Consider the following 16,908-nt stretch of genomic DNA (forward strand, 5'->3'; position numbering starts at 1 on the left):
GACGCGGCCGGATCCCCCACATGGTGATGATCAGCGAGCGTCCACCCGAGGTCGAGGACCGCGCCGTTCCCGGACACTGGGAGGGCGACCTGATCCTCGGGTCCACGGAGTCGGGATCCGCGGTCGGCACCTTGGTCGAACGCACCACCGGGTTCGTGATGTTGCTGCACCTGCCCGAGAACCACGGCGCCCTCGCCGTCCAGGAAGCGCTGGTGGCCAAGATGGCGACCCTGCCCAATCAGCTGCGGTTGTCGTTGACCTGGGACCAGGGCAAAGAGATGGCCAACCACGTCCAGATCGCCGACGCCACGGGCCTGGACATCTACTTCTGTGACCCCCACTCACCCTGGCAGCGGGGGTCGAACGAGAACACCAACGGACTGCTGCGCCAGTACCTGCCCAAGGGCACCGACCTGGGCTTCTACGGACCCGGACTGCTCGACAACATCGCCGCCGAGCTCAACGCCCGACCACGCAAACGCCACGGCTTCCAGACCCCGGCCGAAGTCCTGGACCAACTACTGTCCAAAGACACACACGAAGACGGTGTTGCGTGACTGCCTAGATTCCGCCCGCCGACCAGGGGTCCGTTCGTCACGGACTACCCCGAAAAGACACTCGCCCGCACAATCACTGGGTCAGCGAGCGACACCCCGGCGGCACGCCCTGGCCCCCGGTGGCACCGGCGCACTGGTCCCACTGCGCGAGCTTGGCCATCAGCGCCTGCACCTCGGGGGCGTGGCGCGGCTGGGCGAAGGCGTTCCTCTTCTCCCAGACCCGGTTCTTGTAGCTGTAGAACTCGTAGGCCCACGCGTTGCGGCGCACGTCGGTGTCCATGTCGTAGCGGATCAGCAGCCCGGTGCGGCTGCGGACGGCGACGTACGACGGGATCCGGTCGAGCTCGTCGCCGTTGAGCGCCGAGTCGGGGTCGAGCTTCGTCAGCGCCTGGGCGGTGTGCTCGAAGAACACGTGGTTGCGCCGCACCAGGGCGGGGTCACCGAAGGTCGGCACCAGCGACTGGCCCGAGCGGTACGCCGGCGACGTGACGCCGGCGAGGTCCTCGAAGGTCGACCCGAGGTCGATGTTGGACGTCAGCTCGGCCCGCTTGCCGGGCACGACACCCGGCCCCACGACGTACAGCGGGACGTGCACGTCGGTGTCGTAGGCCGTCCCCTTGCCGCGGCCGAGGCCGTTCTGCCCGAGGTGGAAGCCGTTGTCCGAGGTGAGCACGACGTAGGTGTTGTCGTCGACGAGACGCAGGATCTTGCGCACGGTGCGGTCCACCGACTGCGCCATCATCGCGCGGTTGCGCAGGTCGGCGACGTGCTGCGCCGGGCGGAACGGGTTGGCCCGGGTGTTCCACGCCCGGGCGCGCTTGCCGTTGGCCTTGCGCGGCCGGTTGTCGCGGCGGTCGTCGCCGAAGCCGGGCAGGTCGCGGGTGGTCAACGAGGTGCAGGCCACCGGCCCGCAGTTGCCCTTGCGCCCGGCCGCCGGACGGTCGCGGAACGCCGGCGGGAAGACGGGATCGCCCGGGTAGTAGGGCTGCGGCTGGGTGCGGTTGTGCGGGGCGTACGGCGCCACCTCGAGGAAGTACGGCGCGTCGCCGTCACGGTGGGCCTTGATGAACTTCGTGGCGTAGCGGTCGATGACGCTGCCGGCGTAGGCCTTGTCGCGCTCCTTCTGCGGGGCCGAGAGCGGCGGCGCGGCGTGGTGCCGGGTGCGCAACCGGCCCTGCCGGACGTAGGTGCTGTCGAAGTCCCACCCGTCGTACGCCGAGCCGAAGACGACGTTGAACTGCGACCAGCCCGGCGGCGCGGGCGGGAGGGTGCGGCCCTTCACGTACTCGTACTCGTTGAGGTACTTGCCGACGAAGCCGGTCGTGTAGCCCGAGCCCTGCAGGGTGACGTTGAAGGCCCGCTCCCGGTTGCCGTAGCCCGCGAACGCGGCGTAGCCGCCCAGCGGCATCGCGTCACGCGCACCGGAGGTGTTGGTGCGGACGCCGGTCTGGTGGGGGTACTGCCCGGTGAAGAGGCTCGAGCGCGAGACGCAGCACAGCGAGTCGACGACGAAGGCGTGCGAGTACGACGCCCCGGCGCGCTTCATCTGCCTCATCGAGCGCATCGTCTGCACCAGGTCCATCGAGAAGTCGTCCATCAGGACCATCACGATGTTGGGCCGGTCGGCCCGCTGGGCCGACCCCCGCTGGGCCGAGCCCCGCTGGGCGGAGCCACGTTGGGCCGATCCCGCCTGCGCAGTGCTCCGCTGGGCGGTGACCCGGTCGGCGGTCGCCAGGTCGGCGCCCTGCACGGCCGGCACGGACAGCCGCGGCGCCGGTGCCGCGCCCCTGTTGATGGCACCGGTGATGCCGCTGGCGGCCCCACCGGCGGTCAGTGCCGCGACCGCGGCCAGGCTCACGGCCGCAGCAAGGCGACGTCGTACGAACAACTTGGACTCCCCCGTCCGTTGATGGTCACTGATGGTGACGCGTGCGGGGGTGGATCGGTTGCCTGCCACGCCCGAGAGATGCAATGTCTACCAGAGTTATCGACTATCGGCGAGGAGGTCGCGCACGAGCTCGTGGATGAGGTCGTAGCCGTTCTCGGTGAGGATCGACTCCGCGTGGAACTGGATGCCGCGGAAGTGCGGCCCGGTGACCTGGTGCACGTCGCCGGTCGCCTCGTCGCGCTCGACCGTGACGCCCTCCGGCAGCGCGTCGCCGTCCTGCACCCGCCCCACGAAGGTGTTGTAGAAGCCGACCCGCTCGGTGCGCCCGGCCAGCTGGATCGGCGACTGCGTGCCCTGGAAGACGATGTCCTTGAAGTCCAGCGGGATGCCGAGCCGGTCGCACAGGGTCTGGTGGCCCAGGCACACCGCGAGGAAGGACTCGCCCGAGGCCAGCACGTCGTCGACGGCGCGCCGGAACGCCGCGATCTTGGGATGGTCGCCGTCGCGGGGGTCGCCGGGTCCGGGCCCGATGACGACGAGGTCCGCGCCGTCGAAGGCCCCGGTCGCGTAGTCCTCGTGGCGCACCACGGTCGACGTCATCCCGAAGACGCCGAGCACGTGGCGCAGCATGTTCACGAAGTCGTCCTCGCCGTGCAGGATCACCGCCGTCTGGCCGGCCAGCGACGGGTCCGGCGGCGCGCCCTCCTGGTCGGTGAGCCAGAAGCGGCTGAGCCGTTGGTTGCGGGTGCCGAGCGCGAGCAGGACGTCCTCGTCGCGGGTCAGCGCGGCGATCTCCTCCGCGGGCGCCGTCGCCTGCGGGACGAGGCCGAAGACGCCGAGGATGCCGGCGGCCTTGGCATGCGTCTCCGCCACCTCGTACGCCGCGTCGGAGTCGCGCACGAGGGTGGCGCCGGCCGTGACCTTGAGGCGGCCGTCGGGGGCGACGTCGGCGGTGCGGATGAGGATCGGGCTGTCCATGGTGTGGTGGCCCGCGGCGTCGCGGCCGAAGAGCGCGAGCGCGGCGGCGTAGTAGCCGCGTCCCTCGGACTCGTACTCGGCGATCAGTCGGCAGGCGTTCTCGACGGGCGCGCCGGTGACCGTGGCGGCGTACATCGTGTCCCGCAGGATCTCGCGCGGGTCGCGCTCGCTGCGGCCGGCGAGGAGGTACTCGGTGTGCACGAGGTGGGTCATCGGCTTGAGGAACGGTCCCAACACCTGCCCGCCCTCGTGGCAGATGTCGCACATCATCTTGAGCTCCTCGTCGACCACCATGAAGAGCTCGAAGACCTCCTTCTCGTCGGCGAGGAAGTCGAGGAGGCGCGGTTTGAGGGTCTCGAGGTCGCCGCCGACGCGGAAGGTGCCGGAGATCGGGTTCATCCGGACGTCCTGGTCGCGGACGCTGACGTGCCGCTCCGGGGAGGCGCCGATGAGGAAGCGGTCACCGGTGAAGAAGCAGAACGTCCAGTACGCCCCGCGCTCGCGCTCGAGCAGGCGGCGGAAGACGCTGAGCGCCCGCTCGGCGCTCCAGTCGGCGACCACCGCGCGGTAGTGCCGGCCGATGACGAGGTTGGCGCCCTCGCCCTGGCCGATCTCGTCGCGGATGATCGACTCGACGACTGTCGCGTAGTCGTCGTCGGACGTCTCGAAGCCACCGCGGTCGGCGATCTCGATCTCCAGCGCCGGCAGTGCCGCGAGCAGGTCGCCGACGGTCACCTCGTGCTCGACGTCGATGTCGACGACCACCAGCGGGGTGCCGTCGTCGATGACGTCGAAGCCGCGCTCGCGGACCTGCCGGAACGGGACGGCGACCAGCCGGTCGGCGACCTTGCCGTGCTCGGGGACGCCGGTCTCGAGGGGGATGTCGAGGATGGACTCGACCTCCGTACGCCGCCCGGCCACCAGCCCGGCGGTCCGCTCGGCCTTGCGTCGGATCACCGCCCACGCCTCGTGCCCCTGGATGTCGTCCAGGAGGGCGCGTACGGCGGGGGCGTCGGTCATGGCCGAAACCCTACGGTCCGGGGTCCGCGTGGATCCGGGGTGTCTCAGCCGACCGTCGTGAGGAGCTGGGTGGCGCGGGTGAGCACGACGTACAGCGTCGCGCGGCCGGTCGCCGACTCGTCCTCGATCTCCTGCGGGCGCACGACCACGATGCCGTCGAACTCCAGCCCCTTGGTGTCGAGCCCGGTGAGCACGACCACCCGGTCCTCGCCGCTGGGCGCCACCGACGAGTCCACGGCGGCGCGGGCGCCGCGGGCGTCGTCGGCCAGCTCGGGCCACGAGGCCAGCCAGGCGTTGACCTCCGAGCGCCGGGCCACCGGCACGACGACACCGACGGTGCCCGCGACGCTGGCGGCGATCTCGGTGACGGCCGCGCGGGTGGCGGCCTCGAGGTCGGGGGTGTCGGGCAGCTCGCGCGGCGCCTCGCCGGTGCGGCGTACGGCGTCGGGCAGGTCGGCGTCGAGGCCGACACGACCGGCGTACGCCGCAGCGAACTCGTAGATCTCCGCCGAGTTGCGGTAGTTGGTCGAGAGGTGGAACTCGTGCTGCTGCTTGCCCTGGAGGGCCTCGGCGCGGGCCTCGGCGCTCTCGGCGGGCACCGGCCACGAGGACTGCGCCGGGTCGCCGACGATGGTCCAGCTGGCGGTGCGGCCACGGCGGCCGACCATCCGCCACTGCATCGGGGTGAGGTCCTGCGCCTCGTCGATGAGCACGTGCGCGAAGCCGTCGTCCTCGATGCGGTGGGTCGGCGGGGCCCAGGCCCGGCCGGTGGGGGCGTACTCGCGCTCGGAGGCGGTGGTGAGCTCCTGGAGGTCGACCCCGCCCTCGGTGGCGGTGACCGTGTCGTCGCGGTCGTGGTCGGCGTCGGTGCGCAGCGGCACGTCGCCGAGCAGGTAGCGCAGCTCGTCGAGCAGTGCGACGTCCTCGACCGAGAGCCCGCCCCCGGTCCACGACTTGCTGAGCAGGCGCTGCTCCTCGGCCGTCACGACGTTCTCGCCGACCCGGGCCAGCACCTCGGGGTCGGCCAGCCAGCCGAGCACGGTGGGTGCGTCGAGCGGCGGCCACCACGAGGCGGCGAACTCGACGAACGCCGGGTTGGACAGCATGTCGTCGTTGAAGGCCTCCCGGCCCCGCTCGCGACCGCGCTCGCCGCGCACCTGGCGCCACATGGCGTCGAGGAGGGCGTGGGCGACGCGCGGCAGCTGCCGGTTGCGACGGCCCTGCGACATGAGGGTGCGGCGGACGCGTCCCAGGACGCCCCGGTCCAGCACGATCCGGTCGTCGCGCCAGAACACGCTGAAGTCCGTCGGGCTGCCGGGAGCCTGCTGGCGCGCGACGCGGCGCATCAGCTCGGCCATCCGGGCGGCGCCCTTGACGTCGGCGACCGCCGGCTCGTCGTGGCGGGTCGCGCGGACGCCGTCGACGACCTCGCCGAGGCTGCGCAGCGCCACGGCCGTCTCGCCGAGGCTGGGCAGCACCCGCTCGATGTAGCGCATGAACACGCCGCTGGGGCCGACGACGAGCACCCCGCCGGTCTCGTAGCGACGGCGGTCGGAGTAGAGGAGGTACGCCGCGCGGTGCAGCGCGACGACCGTCTTGCCGGTGCCGGGGCCGCCGGATATCGACACGACGCCCTTGCCGGGGGCGCGGATCGCCTTGTCCTGCTCGGCCTGGATGGTGGCGACGATGGAGTGCATGCTCCGGTCGCGGGCCCGGCTGAGCTGGGCCATCAGCGCGCCCTCGCCGATGATCGGCAGGTCGACCTCCGATGACTCGAGCGCCTCGGCGTCGAGGAGCTCGTCCTCGACCCCGACGACCGTGCGGTGGTCCGCCCGGAGCACCCGGCGGCGGATCACGCCCTGCGGCTCGGCGGCGGTGGCCTGGTAGAACACGGCGGCCGCGGGGGCGCGCCAGTCGATCAGCAGGGTGTCGCGCTCGGCGTCGCGCAGGCCGATGCGCCCGATGTAGCGGGGCACCGTGTCGATGGAGGCGTCGAGGTCGAGCCGGCCGAAGACCAGCCCCTCGTGGGCGGCGTCGAGCTGGGCGATCCGCTTGGCGGCCTGGAAGACCATCGCGTCGCGCTCGACGAGCCCGCCCTCGTGCCCCAGCCTGCCGCGTCCGTGCCCCTCGGCGGCCAGCTGCTGGGCGCTGCGGGCGCTCGCCTCGAGCTGGACGTAGACGCGGTCGACGTACTCCTGCTCGGTGGCGATCTCACGTCCCTCGAGATCTTCGCTCACTCCGGCTTCCCCCTGTGCACGTGCGTCCGTCCCCACCTGCCGTCCGGGGGACGACAGACCTTCAAGACTACTAGCCCGGTGCCCGAGACGAAGAAGTGACGAGGGACGTCACTTCCCCCGGCTGAGGAACGCCGTCATCGCCTCGCGGGCCTCGTCGCTGGCGAAGAGCCGCGCACTGAGGGCGGCCATCTCGGCCCCGCGCTCGTCGATGCGGCGGACGAGGTCGGCGTTGAGGATCCGCTTGGACTCACGCAGCCCCTGCGCGGCACCGGTCGCCAGGCTCGCGCAGACCTCCGCGACGCGCGCGTCGAGGTCGGCCGCAGGGACGCTCTGCGTCACCAGCCCGTACGCCGCCGCCTCGGCGCCGGTGAAGACCTCACCGCCGAGCGTGGTGAGGGCCGCGGCGCGCGGATTCATCCGGTGGTGGACGGTGAGGCTGATGATCGCGGCGGCCAGCCCGAGCTTGACCTCGGTGAGCGCGAAGGTCGCCTCGTCGGCGCTGATCGCGATGTCGGCGGCGGCGATGATGCCGATGCCGCCAGCCCGGACCGCGCCGAGGTTCTTGGTCACCACCGGCTTGTCCAGCGTCACGACGAGGCGCTGGAGGTCGACGATCCGGCGGGCGCCCACCTCCATCCCCTCGGTGGTGGCCTCGCCCAGGTCGGCGCCCGAGCAGAAGACCTTGCCCGAGCTCTCGACCAGGACGACCCTGACCTCGTCGTCGGCCCCTGCGCGCTCGAGGTGCGCGAACAGCTCGGTCACGAGCTGCCGGCTGAGGGCGTTGCGGTTGTGGGGCGAGTCGAGGGTGAGGGTCGCGACGGCGTCGGTGACGGCGTAGTGGACTAGCTCGGTCATGGCCGCCATCCTGCCGCAACCCATCCAAGGGGGCCCCCGCACCGAACACCGATCGTGCTCATCCGACTGCTCCACGCCCTGTACGGCATCCTCGCGACCCTCGTGGGGATGGCCGCCGCCCACCTCGTGGCCGCCCTCACCGTGCCGGCCGCCTCCCCGGTGCTGGCCACGGGGTCCACGGTCATCGACCTCACCCCGACCCCGGTCAAGGAGTGGGCGATCCGCACGTTCGGCACCGCCGACAAGCCGATCCTGATCGGCTCGGTGCTCGTCGTCGTGCTCATCCTGGCCGGCATCGCCGGGATCGTGGCCGCACGTCGGCTCACCCTCGGCATCACCATGATCGTCGGCCTCGCCGCGATCGCGGGGGTCCTCGCCCTCCTGCGGCCCACCGCCGGGGTCCTCGACCTGGTCCCGAGCGCGGTGGCCGCCCTCGTCGGCGCCCTCACGCTGGCCGGCCTGTACCGGTACGCGGACCCGGCACCCGCGCCCGAGGTCGGCCCGTCCGACGCCATGGCCGCGCGGACCGAGGGTGACCACGCCGGCGACCACGGCGAGCCGACGACGACGTCCGCGTCGCGGCGTACGGTCCTGATCGCCACCGGTGGCGCCGCCCTGGCCGCGGCCGCCATCGCCGGTGCCGGCCGCTGGGTGAGCGAGATCCGCCTGCGCGGCACCGACATCGCCCTGCCCGCCGCCGCCGACAAGGCCCCCGCCCTGCCCACCGGCCTCGAGGAGCGCATCCCGGGCATCTCGGCCTTCCGCACGCCCGACGCCGACTTCTACCGCGTCGACACCGCGCTCACCGTGCCCGTGATCGACGTCGACTCGTGGTCGCTGACCATCGACGGCGACGTCGACCAGGAGGTCGAGCTGTCCTTCGACGACCTGAGCAAGATGCGCCTCGTCGAGCGCGACATCACCCTCACCTGCGTCTCCAACGACGTCGGCGGACCCTACGTGGGCGCCGGCCGCTGGCTCGGCGTACCCCTCCAGGACGTCCTCGACCAGGCCGGCATCGACTCGACCGGCGCCGACCAGATCCTGTGCACCGACGTCGACGGGATGACCATCTCGGTGCCGCTCAAGGTGGCCCTCGACGGGCGCGACGCGCTCCTCGCGATCGGCATGAACGGCGAGGCCCTGTCCCGCGAGCGCGGCTTCCCGGTGCGGATGGTCGTCCCCGGTCTCTACGGTTTCGTCAGCGCCTGCAAGTGGATGGTGAAGATGACGCTCACGACGTACGACGACCAGGAGGCCTACTGGACCGAGCGCGACTGGGCCATCGACGCGCCCATCAAGCTCTCCAGCCGCATCGACACCCCCGAGCCGCTCTCCAACGGCGACACGGGCAAGACCTTCATCGGCGGCGTCGCCTGGGCCCAGGGCTCCGGCATCAAGGGCGTCGAGGTCCGCATCGACGGCGGTCCGTGGCAGCCCGCCGAGCTCGGTCCCGACGCCGGTGACGACTACTGGCGCCAGTGGTTCTACGAGTGGGACGCCGAGCCCGGCCAGCACTTCATCGCCAGCCGCGCCACCAACAAGGACGGGGACGTCCAGACAGCCGTCCGCGCACGGCCCTTCCCGGAGGGCTCGAGCGGCATCCAGGAGATCGCGGTCAACGTCGGCTGACACCGGCGCGACGACGCCGCGCCTGCGCGCCGGCGTCGTACTCCGCGGTCTCGTCTGGGACCTGGGCCTCAGGGGAGCCCAGGTCCCAGCACTGATTTCAGGACATACCCAATTTCTTCGTTGATTCCGCAATCAGGACCAATCCGGCCCGACCACGGTGCCGAACCACTCCCGGAAACCCTGCCGGGGCGGCTCACAGCCCCGGAGTCACCCTCACGAAAGGCAGTTCCCTCATGAACCGCATTGCTCGCAAGTCCGGTCTCGCCGCCCTCGCCCTGACGATGTCCCTCGGCATGGCCGCCTGCGGTGGTTCTGACGAGGCCGACACCGCCTCCGACGAGACCACCAGCAGCCCCTCGGAGACCATGTCCGAGGAGGAGACCCCCATGGAGGAGGAGTCCTCCGACGCCATGGGTGCCGCTGACGGCACCTTCGGCGAGGGCTGCGCCGCCATCCCCGCGGACGGTGCCGGCTCCTTCGACGGCATGGCCACCGAGCCGGTCGCCACCGCCGCGTCCGCCAACCCGCTCCTCAAGACGCTGGTCACCGCTGTCGGCGAGGCCGGCCTGGTCGACACCCTCAACTCGGCCGAGAACATCACGGTCTTCGCGCCGACCGACGACGCGTTCGCCAAGCTCCCGAAGAAGACCCTCGATGCGGTCCTCGCCGACAAGGAGCAGCTGACGGCGATCCTGACCCACCACGTCGTGGGCGAGACCCTGACCCAGGACAACCTGGCCGGCACGTTCGAGACCCTGAACGGCGACGAGCTCGTCGTCGAGGGCGAGGGCGAGATGTTCACCGCCGACGCCGAGGAGCAGGCCAAGATCATCTGTGGTGGCATCCAGACCGCCAACGCGACGGTGTACGTCATCGACACCGTCATGATGCCCCAGATGTGATTGTCGGATAAACGACGGCTAGGCAAGGATCACTCACGTGGACCACATCAGAGCCGTACCTGACGGGGCGCCCTCACCGGGCGCCCCGTCGGGGGCCGTCCCCGCTGACACCAGCGCCGCCGAGCTCGCCGAGCTCCTCCAGCGCAGCAGCCGCGGGGACGAGGCAGCATTCGCGCAGGTGTACGACGCGACCTCGTCGCGTGCCTACGGGCTCGCACTCCGCGTCGTACGCAACCCGGCGCAGGCCGAAGAGGTCGTCCAGGAGGCCTACCTCGACGCCTGGCGCAGCAGCAGCCGTTACGAGCCCACCCGCGGCAGTGCCCTGGGCTGGCTCCTGACGATCGTCCACCGCAAGGCCGTGGACCGGGTCCGTTCGGCGGAGGCCGCGACCCAGCGGGACGCGGTCTACCACCGTGAGACCCAGCAGGTCGAGCACGACCAGACGGCCGAGAGCGCCCACGCCTCCCTGGAGGCCCAGCGGGTGCGCGGTGCCGTCGCCACCCTGACCGCCGTGCAACGCGAAGCGGTCGAGCTCGCCTTCTTCGGCGGGTACACACACACAGAAGTGGCCACCATGCTCGACGTACCGGTCGGCACGGCCAAGACCCGCATCCGGGATGGACTCATCCGGCTGCGCGATGCGATGGGAGTTGGGTCATGAGCGACATCCACCACCTGACCGGCGCCTACGCGCTGGACGCGGTCGACGACATCGAGCGGGCACGCTTCGAGCAGCACCTCGCCGAGTGCGAGGACTGCCGCCTGGAGGTCGCCTCGCTCCGCGAGGCCGCCGGACTCCTCTCCGAGACCACCGCGGTCACCCCGCCGCCCGCCCTGCGCGAGTCGGTGCTGGCCGGCATCGCCCAGGTCCGCCCCCTGCCGCCCATCGTCCACCGGACGCCGGTGGTGCAGCGCCGGTGGTTTCCACTCCTCGTCGCCGCTGCGGTGGTGGCGATCCTCGGTGTCGGTGCGGCCCTCTGGCAGCCCTGGGCCCCCTCGCAGGACTCCTCGCTGACTGCGGCCGAGCAGGTCCTCGAGGCCGGCGACGCCCGCTCGGTCGCCGTCGACCTCGGTGACTCCGGCAGCGCCACGGTGACCCGCTCGGAGTCCCTGGGCAAGGCCGTCATCACGACCGACGACATGGCTCCCGCCCCCTCCGGCAAGGTCTTCGAGCTCTGGCTCCAGGTGGACGGCGAGATGGTCCCCGCCGGCCTGATGCCGCCGGGCGAGGACACCCAGATGGTGCTGGAGGGTGACGCCACCACGGCCACGGCCGTGGGGATCACCGTCGAGCCCGAGGGCGGGTCCGACCAGCCGACGACGGAGCCGATCGCGCTCTTCGACTTCTCGCAGGCCGTATGAGCTCCACCGCTCCGCGACGCATCGCCGTCGTCGGCTCCGGCGTCGCCGGGCTGACGGCGGCCTACGTCGCGTCCCGGACCGCGCACGTCACCCTGTTCGAGGCGGACGACCGCCTCGGCGGGCACGCGGACACCCACGTGGTGCCGACGCCCGGCGGCGACCTGCGCATCGACACCGGCTTCATCGTCCACAACCGGCGCACCTACCCGACGCTGCTGCGGCTCTTCGCCGAGCTCGACATCGCGACCCAGCCGTCGGAGATGTCGCTCTCGGTCTCCGACCAGGGCACCGGGGTCGAGTACGCCGGGGCGCTCGGCGCCCGCGGCCTCTTCCCGACGCGCGCGGCCGTCACCTCCCCCACGCACTGGCGGATGCTGGCCGAGATCCCGCGCTTCCACCGCCGTGCGAAGGCCGTGCTGACCGCCTCGTCGACGGCCGGAGACACCTACGACGTCGCCCGCGACCAGACCCTGCGCGCCTTCCTCGACGAGGGCGGCTTCAGCGCCCACTTCGTGCGCCACTTCATGGAGCCCTTGGTGGCGGCCGTCTGGTCCTGCGACCCGGCGACGTCCCTCGACTACCCGGCCCGCTACCTGTTCACGTTCCTCGAGCACCACGGCATGCTCGGCATCTTCGGCTCGCCCGAGTGGCGCACCGTCACCGGTGGCTCGGGCACCTACGTCGCGGCGGTCGCCGAGCAGCTCCCGGAGATCCGGCTCGGCACCAAGGTCACCTCCGTGGTCGAGACGACCCACGGCGTCGACGTGACGGACGGCAACGGCGTCACCTCGTCGTACGACGCCGTCGTGATCGCCACGCACCCGTCGCAGGCGCTGAGCATGCTCGAGTCCCCCACCGCGCTCCAGCGCGAGGTCCTCGGCGCGATCCCCTACTCGCCCAACACCGCCCTGCTGCACACCGACACCTCCCTGCTGCCGGGTGCGAGGGCCGCGCGCTCGTCGTGGAACTTCCAGCGCCCGGTCGACGAGACCGGTGCGGTGACCGTGACCTACGACCTCACCCGCCTGCAGCGGCTGCCCACCGACACGCACTACCTCGTCACCCTCGGCGGCGAGCACCTCGTCGACCCGGCCACCGTGATCGACCGGATGGAGTACGAGCACCCGCTCTACACCCCCGAGTCCGTCGCCGCCCAGGGGCGGCTGCCGGAGATCGACACCGACCGGATCGCCTTCGCCGGGGCCTACCACGGCTGGGGCTTCCACGAGGACGGCGCGCGCTCCGGGCTGGCCGCGGCCACCCGGCTCGGGCTGCCGTGGGTGCGCCCCGCACAGGCCGCACCCGTGCGGCCGGGCCGCTTCGAGACCACGATCCGGCACACGCGTCGTACGCCGTTCACGCGCAGCTTCGAGCACCGCTCGACCTTCTGGGTCGTCGACCTCGACGACCTGCCCGACCACGGCATGCTCGCCCGCTTCGAGGCGCGCGACCACCTCGGTGACGCGGGTGGGACGCTGCGCGGCAACGTCGAGTCGTTCCTCGCCGACAACGGCGTCTCGCTCGGTCCCGGAGCCGGCTCCGGTCGGATCCTGATGGCCGCCCACCCCCGGTCGCTGGGCCACTGCTTCAACCCGATCAGCGTGTTCTGGTGCTTCGACCAGACGGGCGCCCAGGCGGCCGTCGTGGTCGAGGTGCACAACACCTACGGCGACCGGCACGCCTACCTCGTCCACCCCGACGAGCAGGGTCGGGCACGCACCGACAAGGCGATGTACGTCTCGCCCTTCCACGGCGTCGACGGCTGGTACGACGTCGCCGTGCCGGTGCCGACCGACCGGCTGCACATCGCCGTCACCCTGCGCGACCACGACGACAGCGGGACCTCCACGGCCGCGGCCTTCAGCGCCTCGCTCACCGGCACCCGCTCCGACGTCCCGATCCGCCGCACCCTCGGTGCGGCCTTGCGCGGCAGCGCGCTCATCCGCGCCCACGGCATCTGGCTGTGGGCCCGCCGCCTGCCCGTCCGCCCCCGTCCGACCCACCACCAGGAAGGTGTCCGATGACGCTCGACAACTCGCCCGCCACCGGGACATCCAGGCCCACCGACGCCGAGCAGGCCCGCGCCGTCGCCGACCGTCTCCCCGACCTCGAGCCGCTGCGCTCGGGGCCCCGCACCGCCGTGTCGGCCGCGGTCGCCCGCAAGCTCTTCCGTGCCGCCGTACGCCGCCTCGCGGTCACCGTGGTCGAGGAGCCCACCGGGCTGACCTTCGGCCAGGGCGGCCCGGTCATGCGGGTGCACCGGCCCGACGAGTTCTACGCCCGGCTCGGCCGCGACGGCCTCATCGGTTTCGGTGAGTCCTACCTGACCGGCGCCTGGGACGCCGACGACGTCGCCGGTTTCCTCACCGTGCCCGCGGCCCGCATCGCCACGCTGGTCCCCGGCTCCCTGCAGAAGCTGCGCGCGCTGGTCACCCACCGCACGCCGAGCCACCAGGTGGGCACCGAGGACAACAGCCAGGCCAACATCTCGCACCACTACGACCTGTCCAACGACCTCTTCTCCCTCTTCCTCGACGAGACGCTCAGCTACTCGTCGGCACTCTTCGACACCTCGCTGGTGGAGACGCGCGACACCGACGCCGACACCGACCAATTCCTGGTCGCTGCCCCGCCGGAGGGCGCCGAGGTCGGCGACCCCCGACACCACACGGCCGACTTCGCCGAGGCGCAGGGCCGCAAGATCGAGCGCCTCCTCGATGAGGCCGGCGTCACCGACGGCTCCCGGGTCCTCGAGATCGGCACCGGCTGGGGCGAGCTGGCCATCCGCGCGGCCCGCCGGGGCGCGACCGTCCACTCGATCACCCTGTCGGTGGAGCAGCTCGAGCTCGCCGAGCAGCGCGTCGCCGAGGCCGGCTTCGCCGACCGGGTGCGGATCGAGCTGCTCGACTACCGCGCCCTCGGCGAGGACGGTGCGACGTACGACGCCGTGGTCTCTGTCGAGATGATCGAGGCGGTCGGGCACGAGTTCTGGGGGACCTACTTCCAGACCATCGACCGGGTGCTGGCACCGGGCGGCCGGGTGGCCATCCAGGCCATCACCATGCCCCACGACCGCATGCTGGCCACCCGCGGGACGCAGACGTGGATCAACAAGTACATCTTCCCCGGCGGCTTCCTGCCGAGCACCGAGGTCATCGACCAGATCACCCGCGACGAGACCGGGCTGCGCCTCACCGGCCGGCTCTCGATGGGCAGCCACTACGCCGAGACGCTGCGCCGGTGGGACGAGACGTTCCTCGCCCGGCGCGAGGACGTGCTCGACCTGGGCTTCGACGACCTCTTCATGCGGATCTGGCACTTCTACCTCGCCTACTCCCGCGCCGGCTTCGCCAGCGGCTACATCGACGTCCAGCAGCTGACCTTCGGTCGGGAGGCCTGATGACCACGACGGCCACCCCCACGCAGACGACGACCGGGATCGCGCAGCGCCTCGCCGAGGCCGCGCGCCCCTTCCTCGCCGGCGACCTGCCGGTGCGCCTCCAGGTCTGGGACGGATCCGTCGCCGGCCCCGAGGACGCCCCGCTGGTGGTGCTCCGCTCGCCCGACGCGCTGCGACGACTGCTGTGGCACCCGGGTGAGCTCGGGGCCGCGCAGGCCTACGTCACCGGCGAGCTCGACGTCCCCGAGCAGGACGGCTGGGACCTCGACTCCGCCCTCACCCACGCCTTCGCCGTGGGCGCCGAGCGCGGCCTGTCCGGCCCGCGCCTCTCGCCCCGCGCGCTCGTCGACGCGCTGCGCACCGCCTCTGGGCTCGGCGTGCTGAGCCGCCCGCCGGCGCCGCCTGCCTCCCAGGCCCGGATCAAGGGCCGGCTGCACACGCTGGGCCGCGACCGGTCGGCGATCAGCCACCACTACGACCTCTCCAACGAGTTCTACTCGTTGATCCTCGAGCCGCAGATGGCCTACAGCTGCGGCTACCACGCCACCCCGGACACCCCGCTCGAGGAGGCGCAGCGCGCCAAGCTCGACCTCGTCTGCACCAAGCTCGGCCTCGAGCCGGGCATGCGCATGCTCGACGTCGGTTGCGGCTGGGGATCGCTGTCGCTGCACGCCGCCGAGCACTTCGGGGCGCAGGTGACCGGCGTGACGATCGCCGCCGAGCAGAAGAAGTTCATCGACGCCCGGATCGCCGAGCGTGGCCTGCAGGACCGGGTCGAGATCCGCCTCCAGGACTACCGCGAGGTGCCCGAGCGCGACCACTTCGACGCCGTCGGCTCCCTCGAGATGGGCGAGCACGTCGGGCAGGCCAACTACCCGACGTACGTCTCGGTGCTGCACCGGTCGGTCCGGCCGGGCGGGCGGGTGCTCGTCCAGCAGATGTCGCGCCAGGGCCGCAACGGCGGCAAGCACCCCGGCGGCGGGCCGTTCATCGAGTCCTTCATCGCCCCCGACATGCACATGCGCCCGGTCGGCGAGACGGTCGGCATGATCGAGGCCGGTGGGCTCGAGGTCCGCGACGTGCACGCGATGCGCGAGCACTACGTGCTCACCGTCGCCGGGTGGATCGAGCGCTTCGAGGCCAACCTGCCGCGGCTCACCGAGCTGGTGGGCGAGGAGGTCGTGCGCGTCTGGCGGCTCTACCTCGTCGGCGGTGCCATGGCCTTCCGCGACGGCCGGATGGGCGTGGACCAGATCCTCGCCGTCCGCCCCGGCGCCGCACACACGTTGTCACCCGTACGCACATGGTGACAGCGACCCTGATCGGGCTGACGACCATCGCAGTGGTGATGGGGGTCACGATGGTCGTCAGCCTCAGGGTCGGTCGGGTCGCGGTCGTGGACGTCGCTTGGGGGCTCATGTTCGTGGGCGTCGCGATCGCCGTCGCGATCTGGTCCCCCGACTGGCACTCGTGGCTGCTCGCCGGCCTCGTCACCGTCTGGGGCGGCCGGTTGGCGTGGCACATCTTCAAGCGCTCGCGCGGCCACGGCGAGGACCCGCGCTACGCGGAGCTCCTCGGTGACGGCGGCTTCTCGCTCGCCGTCCGCAAGGTGTTCCTCGTCCAGGGGTTCGCCGCGTTCGTGATCTCGCTGCCGATCATGGTCGCCGGTGCGTACGACGTCCGCTGGGCGTGGCTCGTGGCCCTCGGCGCGGTCGTGTGGCTGGTCGGGCTGGTCTTCGAGTCGGTCGGCGACGCGCAGCTGGCGGCGTACAAGGCACTGCCCAAGGACACCAAGCCGCCGGTCATGGACCGCGGCCTGTGGCGCTACACGCGCCACCCCAACTACTTCGGCGACGCGTGCGTCTGGTGGGGCATCTGGCTGGCCGGCGCCCTCGCGACCGGCTGGCTGCCGGGGCTCCTCACCGTCGTCGCGCCGATCGCGATGACCTACTTCCTCGCCTTCGCCACCGGGGCCCGGCTGCTCGAGCGCACCATGATGAAGCGGCCCGGCTACCCCGAGTACGCCGCGCGGACGTCGATGTTCGTGCCGCTGCCGCCTCGCGGCTGATCGATGGAG

The 16,908-nt window shown here is 72.0% G+C and carries 13 protein-coding genes; 9 read left to right on the top strand and 4 right to left on the bottom strand.

All coding sequences use genetic code 11. The features are described 5' to 3' along the window. Positions 1-557: IS30 family transposase (locus DAE25_RS09275; RefSeq protein ID WP_107765941.1), on the top strand; the 557-nt coding region annotated here is incomplete at its 5' end. A gap of 73 nt (positions 558-630) precedes the next feature. Here DAE25_RS09275 and DAE25_RS09280 read toward each other — a convergent pair. The 4 genes from DAE25_RS09280 to DAE25_RS09295 all read right to left on the bottom strand — a co-directional run bounded on the left by DAE25_RS09280 (position 631) and on the right by DAE25_RS09295 (position 7,535). Beyond that, positions 631-2,514, bottom strand: coding sequence for a sulfatase-like hydrolase/transferase (locus DAE25_RS09280; RefSeq protein ID WP_159083654.1), 1,884 nt, complete (start codon positions 2,512-2,514; stop codon positions 631-633). Positions 2,515-2,541: 27 nt separating this feature from the next. Beyond that, positions 2,542-4,443: an anthranilate synthase family protein gene (locus DAE25_RS09285; RefSeq protein WP_107765943.1), complete on the bottom strand. Its 1,902-nt coding sequence runs from the start codon at positions 4,441-4,443 to the stop codon at positions 2,542-2,544. 44 nt (positions 4,444-4,487) lie between these two features. Then, on the bottom strand, positions 4,488-6,680 hold the full coding sequence (locus DAE25_RS09290) for a HelD family protein (RefSeq protein ID WP_107765944.1): 2,193 nt from the start codon (positions 6,678-6,680) through the stop codon (positions 4,488-4,490). 108 nt (positions 6,681-6,788) lie between these two features. After that, positions 6,789-7,535: an enoyl-CoA hydratase-related protein gene (locus DAE25_RS09295; RefSeq protein WP_325050367.1), complete on the bottom strand. Its 747-nt coding sequence runs from the start codon at positions 7,533-7,535 to the stop codon at positions 6,789-6,791. A gap of 54 nt (positions 7,536-7,589) precedes the next feature. Between DAE25_RS09295 and DAE25_RS09300 the strand changes: the two genes are divergently transcribed. From DAE25_RS09300 to DAE25_RS09335, 8 genes are all read left to right on the top strand, one after another. Next, a complete protein-coding gene (locus DAE25_RS09300) occupies positions 7,590-9,167 on the top strand; it encodes a molybdopterin-dependent oxidoreductase (protein WP_234410953.1) in 1,578 nt (525 codons plus the stop codon). A gap of 233 nt (positions 9,168-9,400) precedes the next feature. Next, positions 9,401-10,069, top strand: coding sequence for a fasciclin domain-containing protein (locus DAE25_RS09305; protein ID WP_107765946.1), 669 nt, complete (start codon positions 9,401-9,403; stop codon positions 10,067-10,069). A gap of 37 nt (positions 10,070-10,106) precedes the next feature. Next, positions 10,107-10,730: an ECF RNA polymerase sigma factor SigK gene (sigK, locus tag DAE25_RS09310; RefSeq protein WP_107765947.1), complete on the top strand. Its 624-nt coding sequence runs from the start codon at positions 10,107-10,109 to the stop codon at positions 10,728-10,730. Next, positions 10,727-11,431 carry an anti-sigma factor gene (locus DAE25_RS09315; protein WP_107765948.1) on the top strand — a complete coding sequence of 235 codons (705 nt, stop codon included), beginning with the start codon at positions 10,727-10,729 and terminating at the stop codon, positions 11,429-11,431. The genes sigK and DAE25_RS09315 overlap by 4 nt, the downstream gene beginning before the upstream one ends. After that, a complete protein-coding gene (locus DAE25_RS09320; RefSeq protein WP_107765949.1) occupies positions 11,428-13,455 on the top strand; it encodes an FAD-dependent oxidoreductase in 2,028 nt (675 codons plus the stop codon). Before DAE25_RS09315 ends, DAE25_RS09320 begins: the two co-directional genes overlap by 4 nt. Beyond that, positions 13,452-14,831 (top strand): class I SAM-dependent methyltransferase, encoded by a 1,380-nt coding sequence (locus DAE25_RS09325; protein WP_107765950.1) that lies wholly within the window; start codon positions 13,452-13,454, stop codon positions 14,829-14,831. Before DAE25_RS09320 ends, DAE25_RS09325 begins: the two co-directional genes overlap by 4 nt. Beyond that, positions 14,831-16,141, top strand: a complete 1,311-nt coding sequence (locus DAE25_RS09330) for an SAM-dependent methyltransferase (protein ID WP_107765951.1) — start codon at positions 14,831-14,833, stop codon at positions 16,139-16,141. The genes DAE25_RS09325 and DAE25_RS09330 overlap by 1 nt, the downstream gene beginning before the upstream one ends. Continuing rightward, positions 16,135-16,899 carry a DUF1295 domain-containing protein gene (locus DAE25_RS09335; protein WP_107765952.1) on the top strand — a complete coding sequence of 255 codons (765 nt, stop codon included), beginning with the start codon at positions 16,135-16,137 and terminating at the stop codon, positions 16,897-16,899. The genes DAE25_RS09330 and DAE25_RS09335 overlap by 7 nt, the downstream gene beginning before the upstream one ends. Positions 16,900-16,908: the final 9 nt, after the last annotated feature.

Source organism: Nocardioides terrigena (genome assembly GCF_003047265.1).
Taxonomy (GTDB): domain Bacteria; phylum Actinomycetota; class Actinomycetes; order Propionibacteriales; family Nocardioidaceae; genus Nocardioides; species Nocardioides terrigena.

Bases quoted from the DNA above. Each gene is read 5' to 3' on its own strand.
- DAE25_RS09330 (WP_107765951.1), top strand. From the start codon at position 14,831: ATGACCACGACGGCCACCCCCACGCAGACGACGACCGGGATCGCGCAG.
- DAE25_RS09295 (WP_325050367.1), bottom strand. From the start codon at position 7,535: ATGACCGAGCTAGTCCACTACGCCGTCACCGACGCCGTCGCGACCCTC.
- DAE25_RS09305 (WP_107765946.1), top strand. From the start codon at position 9,401: ATGAACCGCATTGCTCGCAAGTCCGGTCTCGCCGCCCTCGCCCTGACG.
- DAE25_RS09335 (WP_107765952.1), top strand. From the start codon at position 16,135: ATGGTGACAGCGACCCTGATCGGGCTGACGACCATCGCAGTGGTGATG.
- DAE25_RS09315 (WP_107765948.1), top strand. From the start codon at position 10,727: ATGAGCGACATCCACCACCTGACCGGCGCCTACGCGCTGGACGCGGTC.
- DAE25_RS09285 (WP_107765943.1), bottom strand. From the start codon at position 4,443: ATGACCGACGCCCCCGCCGTACGCGCCCTCCTGGACGACATCCAGGGG.
- DAE25_RS09320 (WP_107765949.1), top strand. From the start codon at position 11,428: ATGAGCTCCACCGCTCCGCGACGCATCGCCGTCGTCGGCTCCGGCGTC.
- DAE25_RS09325 (WP_107765950.1), top strand. From the start codon at position 13,452: ATGACGCTCGACAACTCGCCCGCCACCGGGACATCCAGGCCCACCGAC.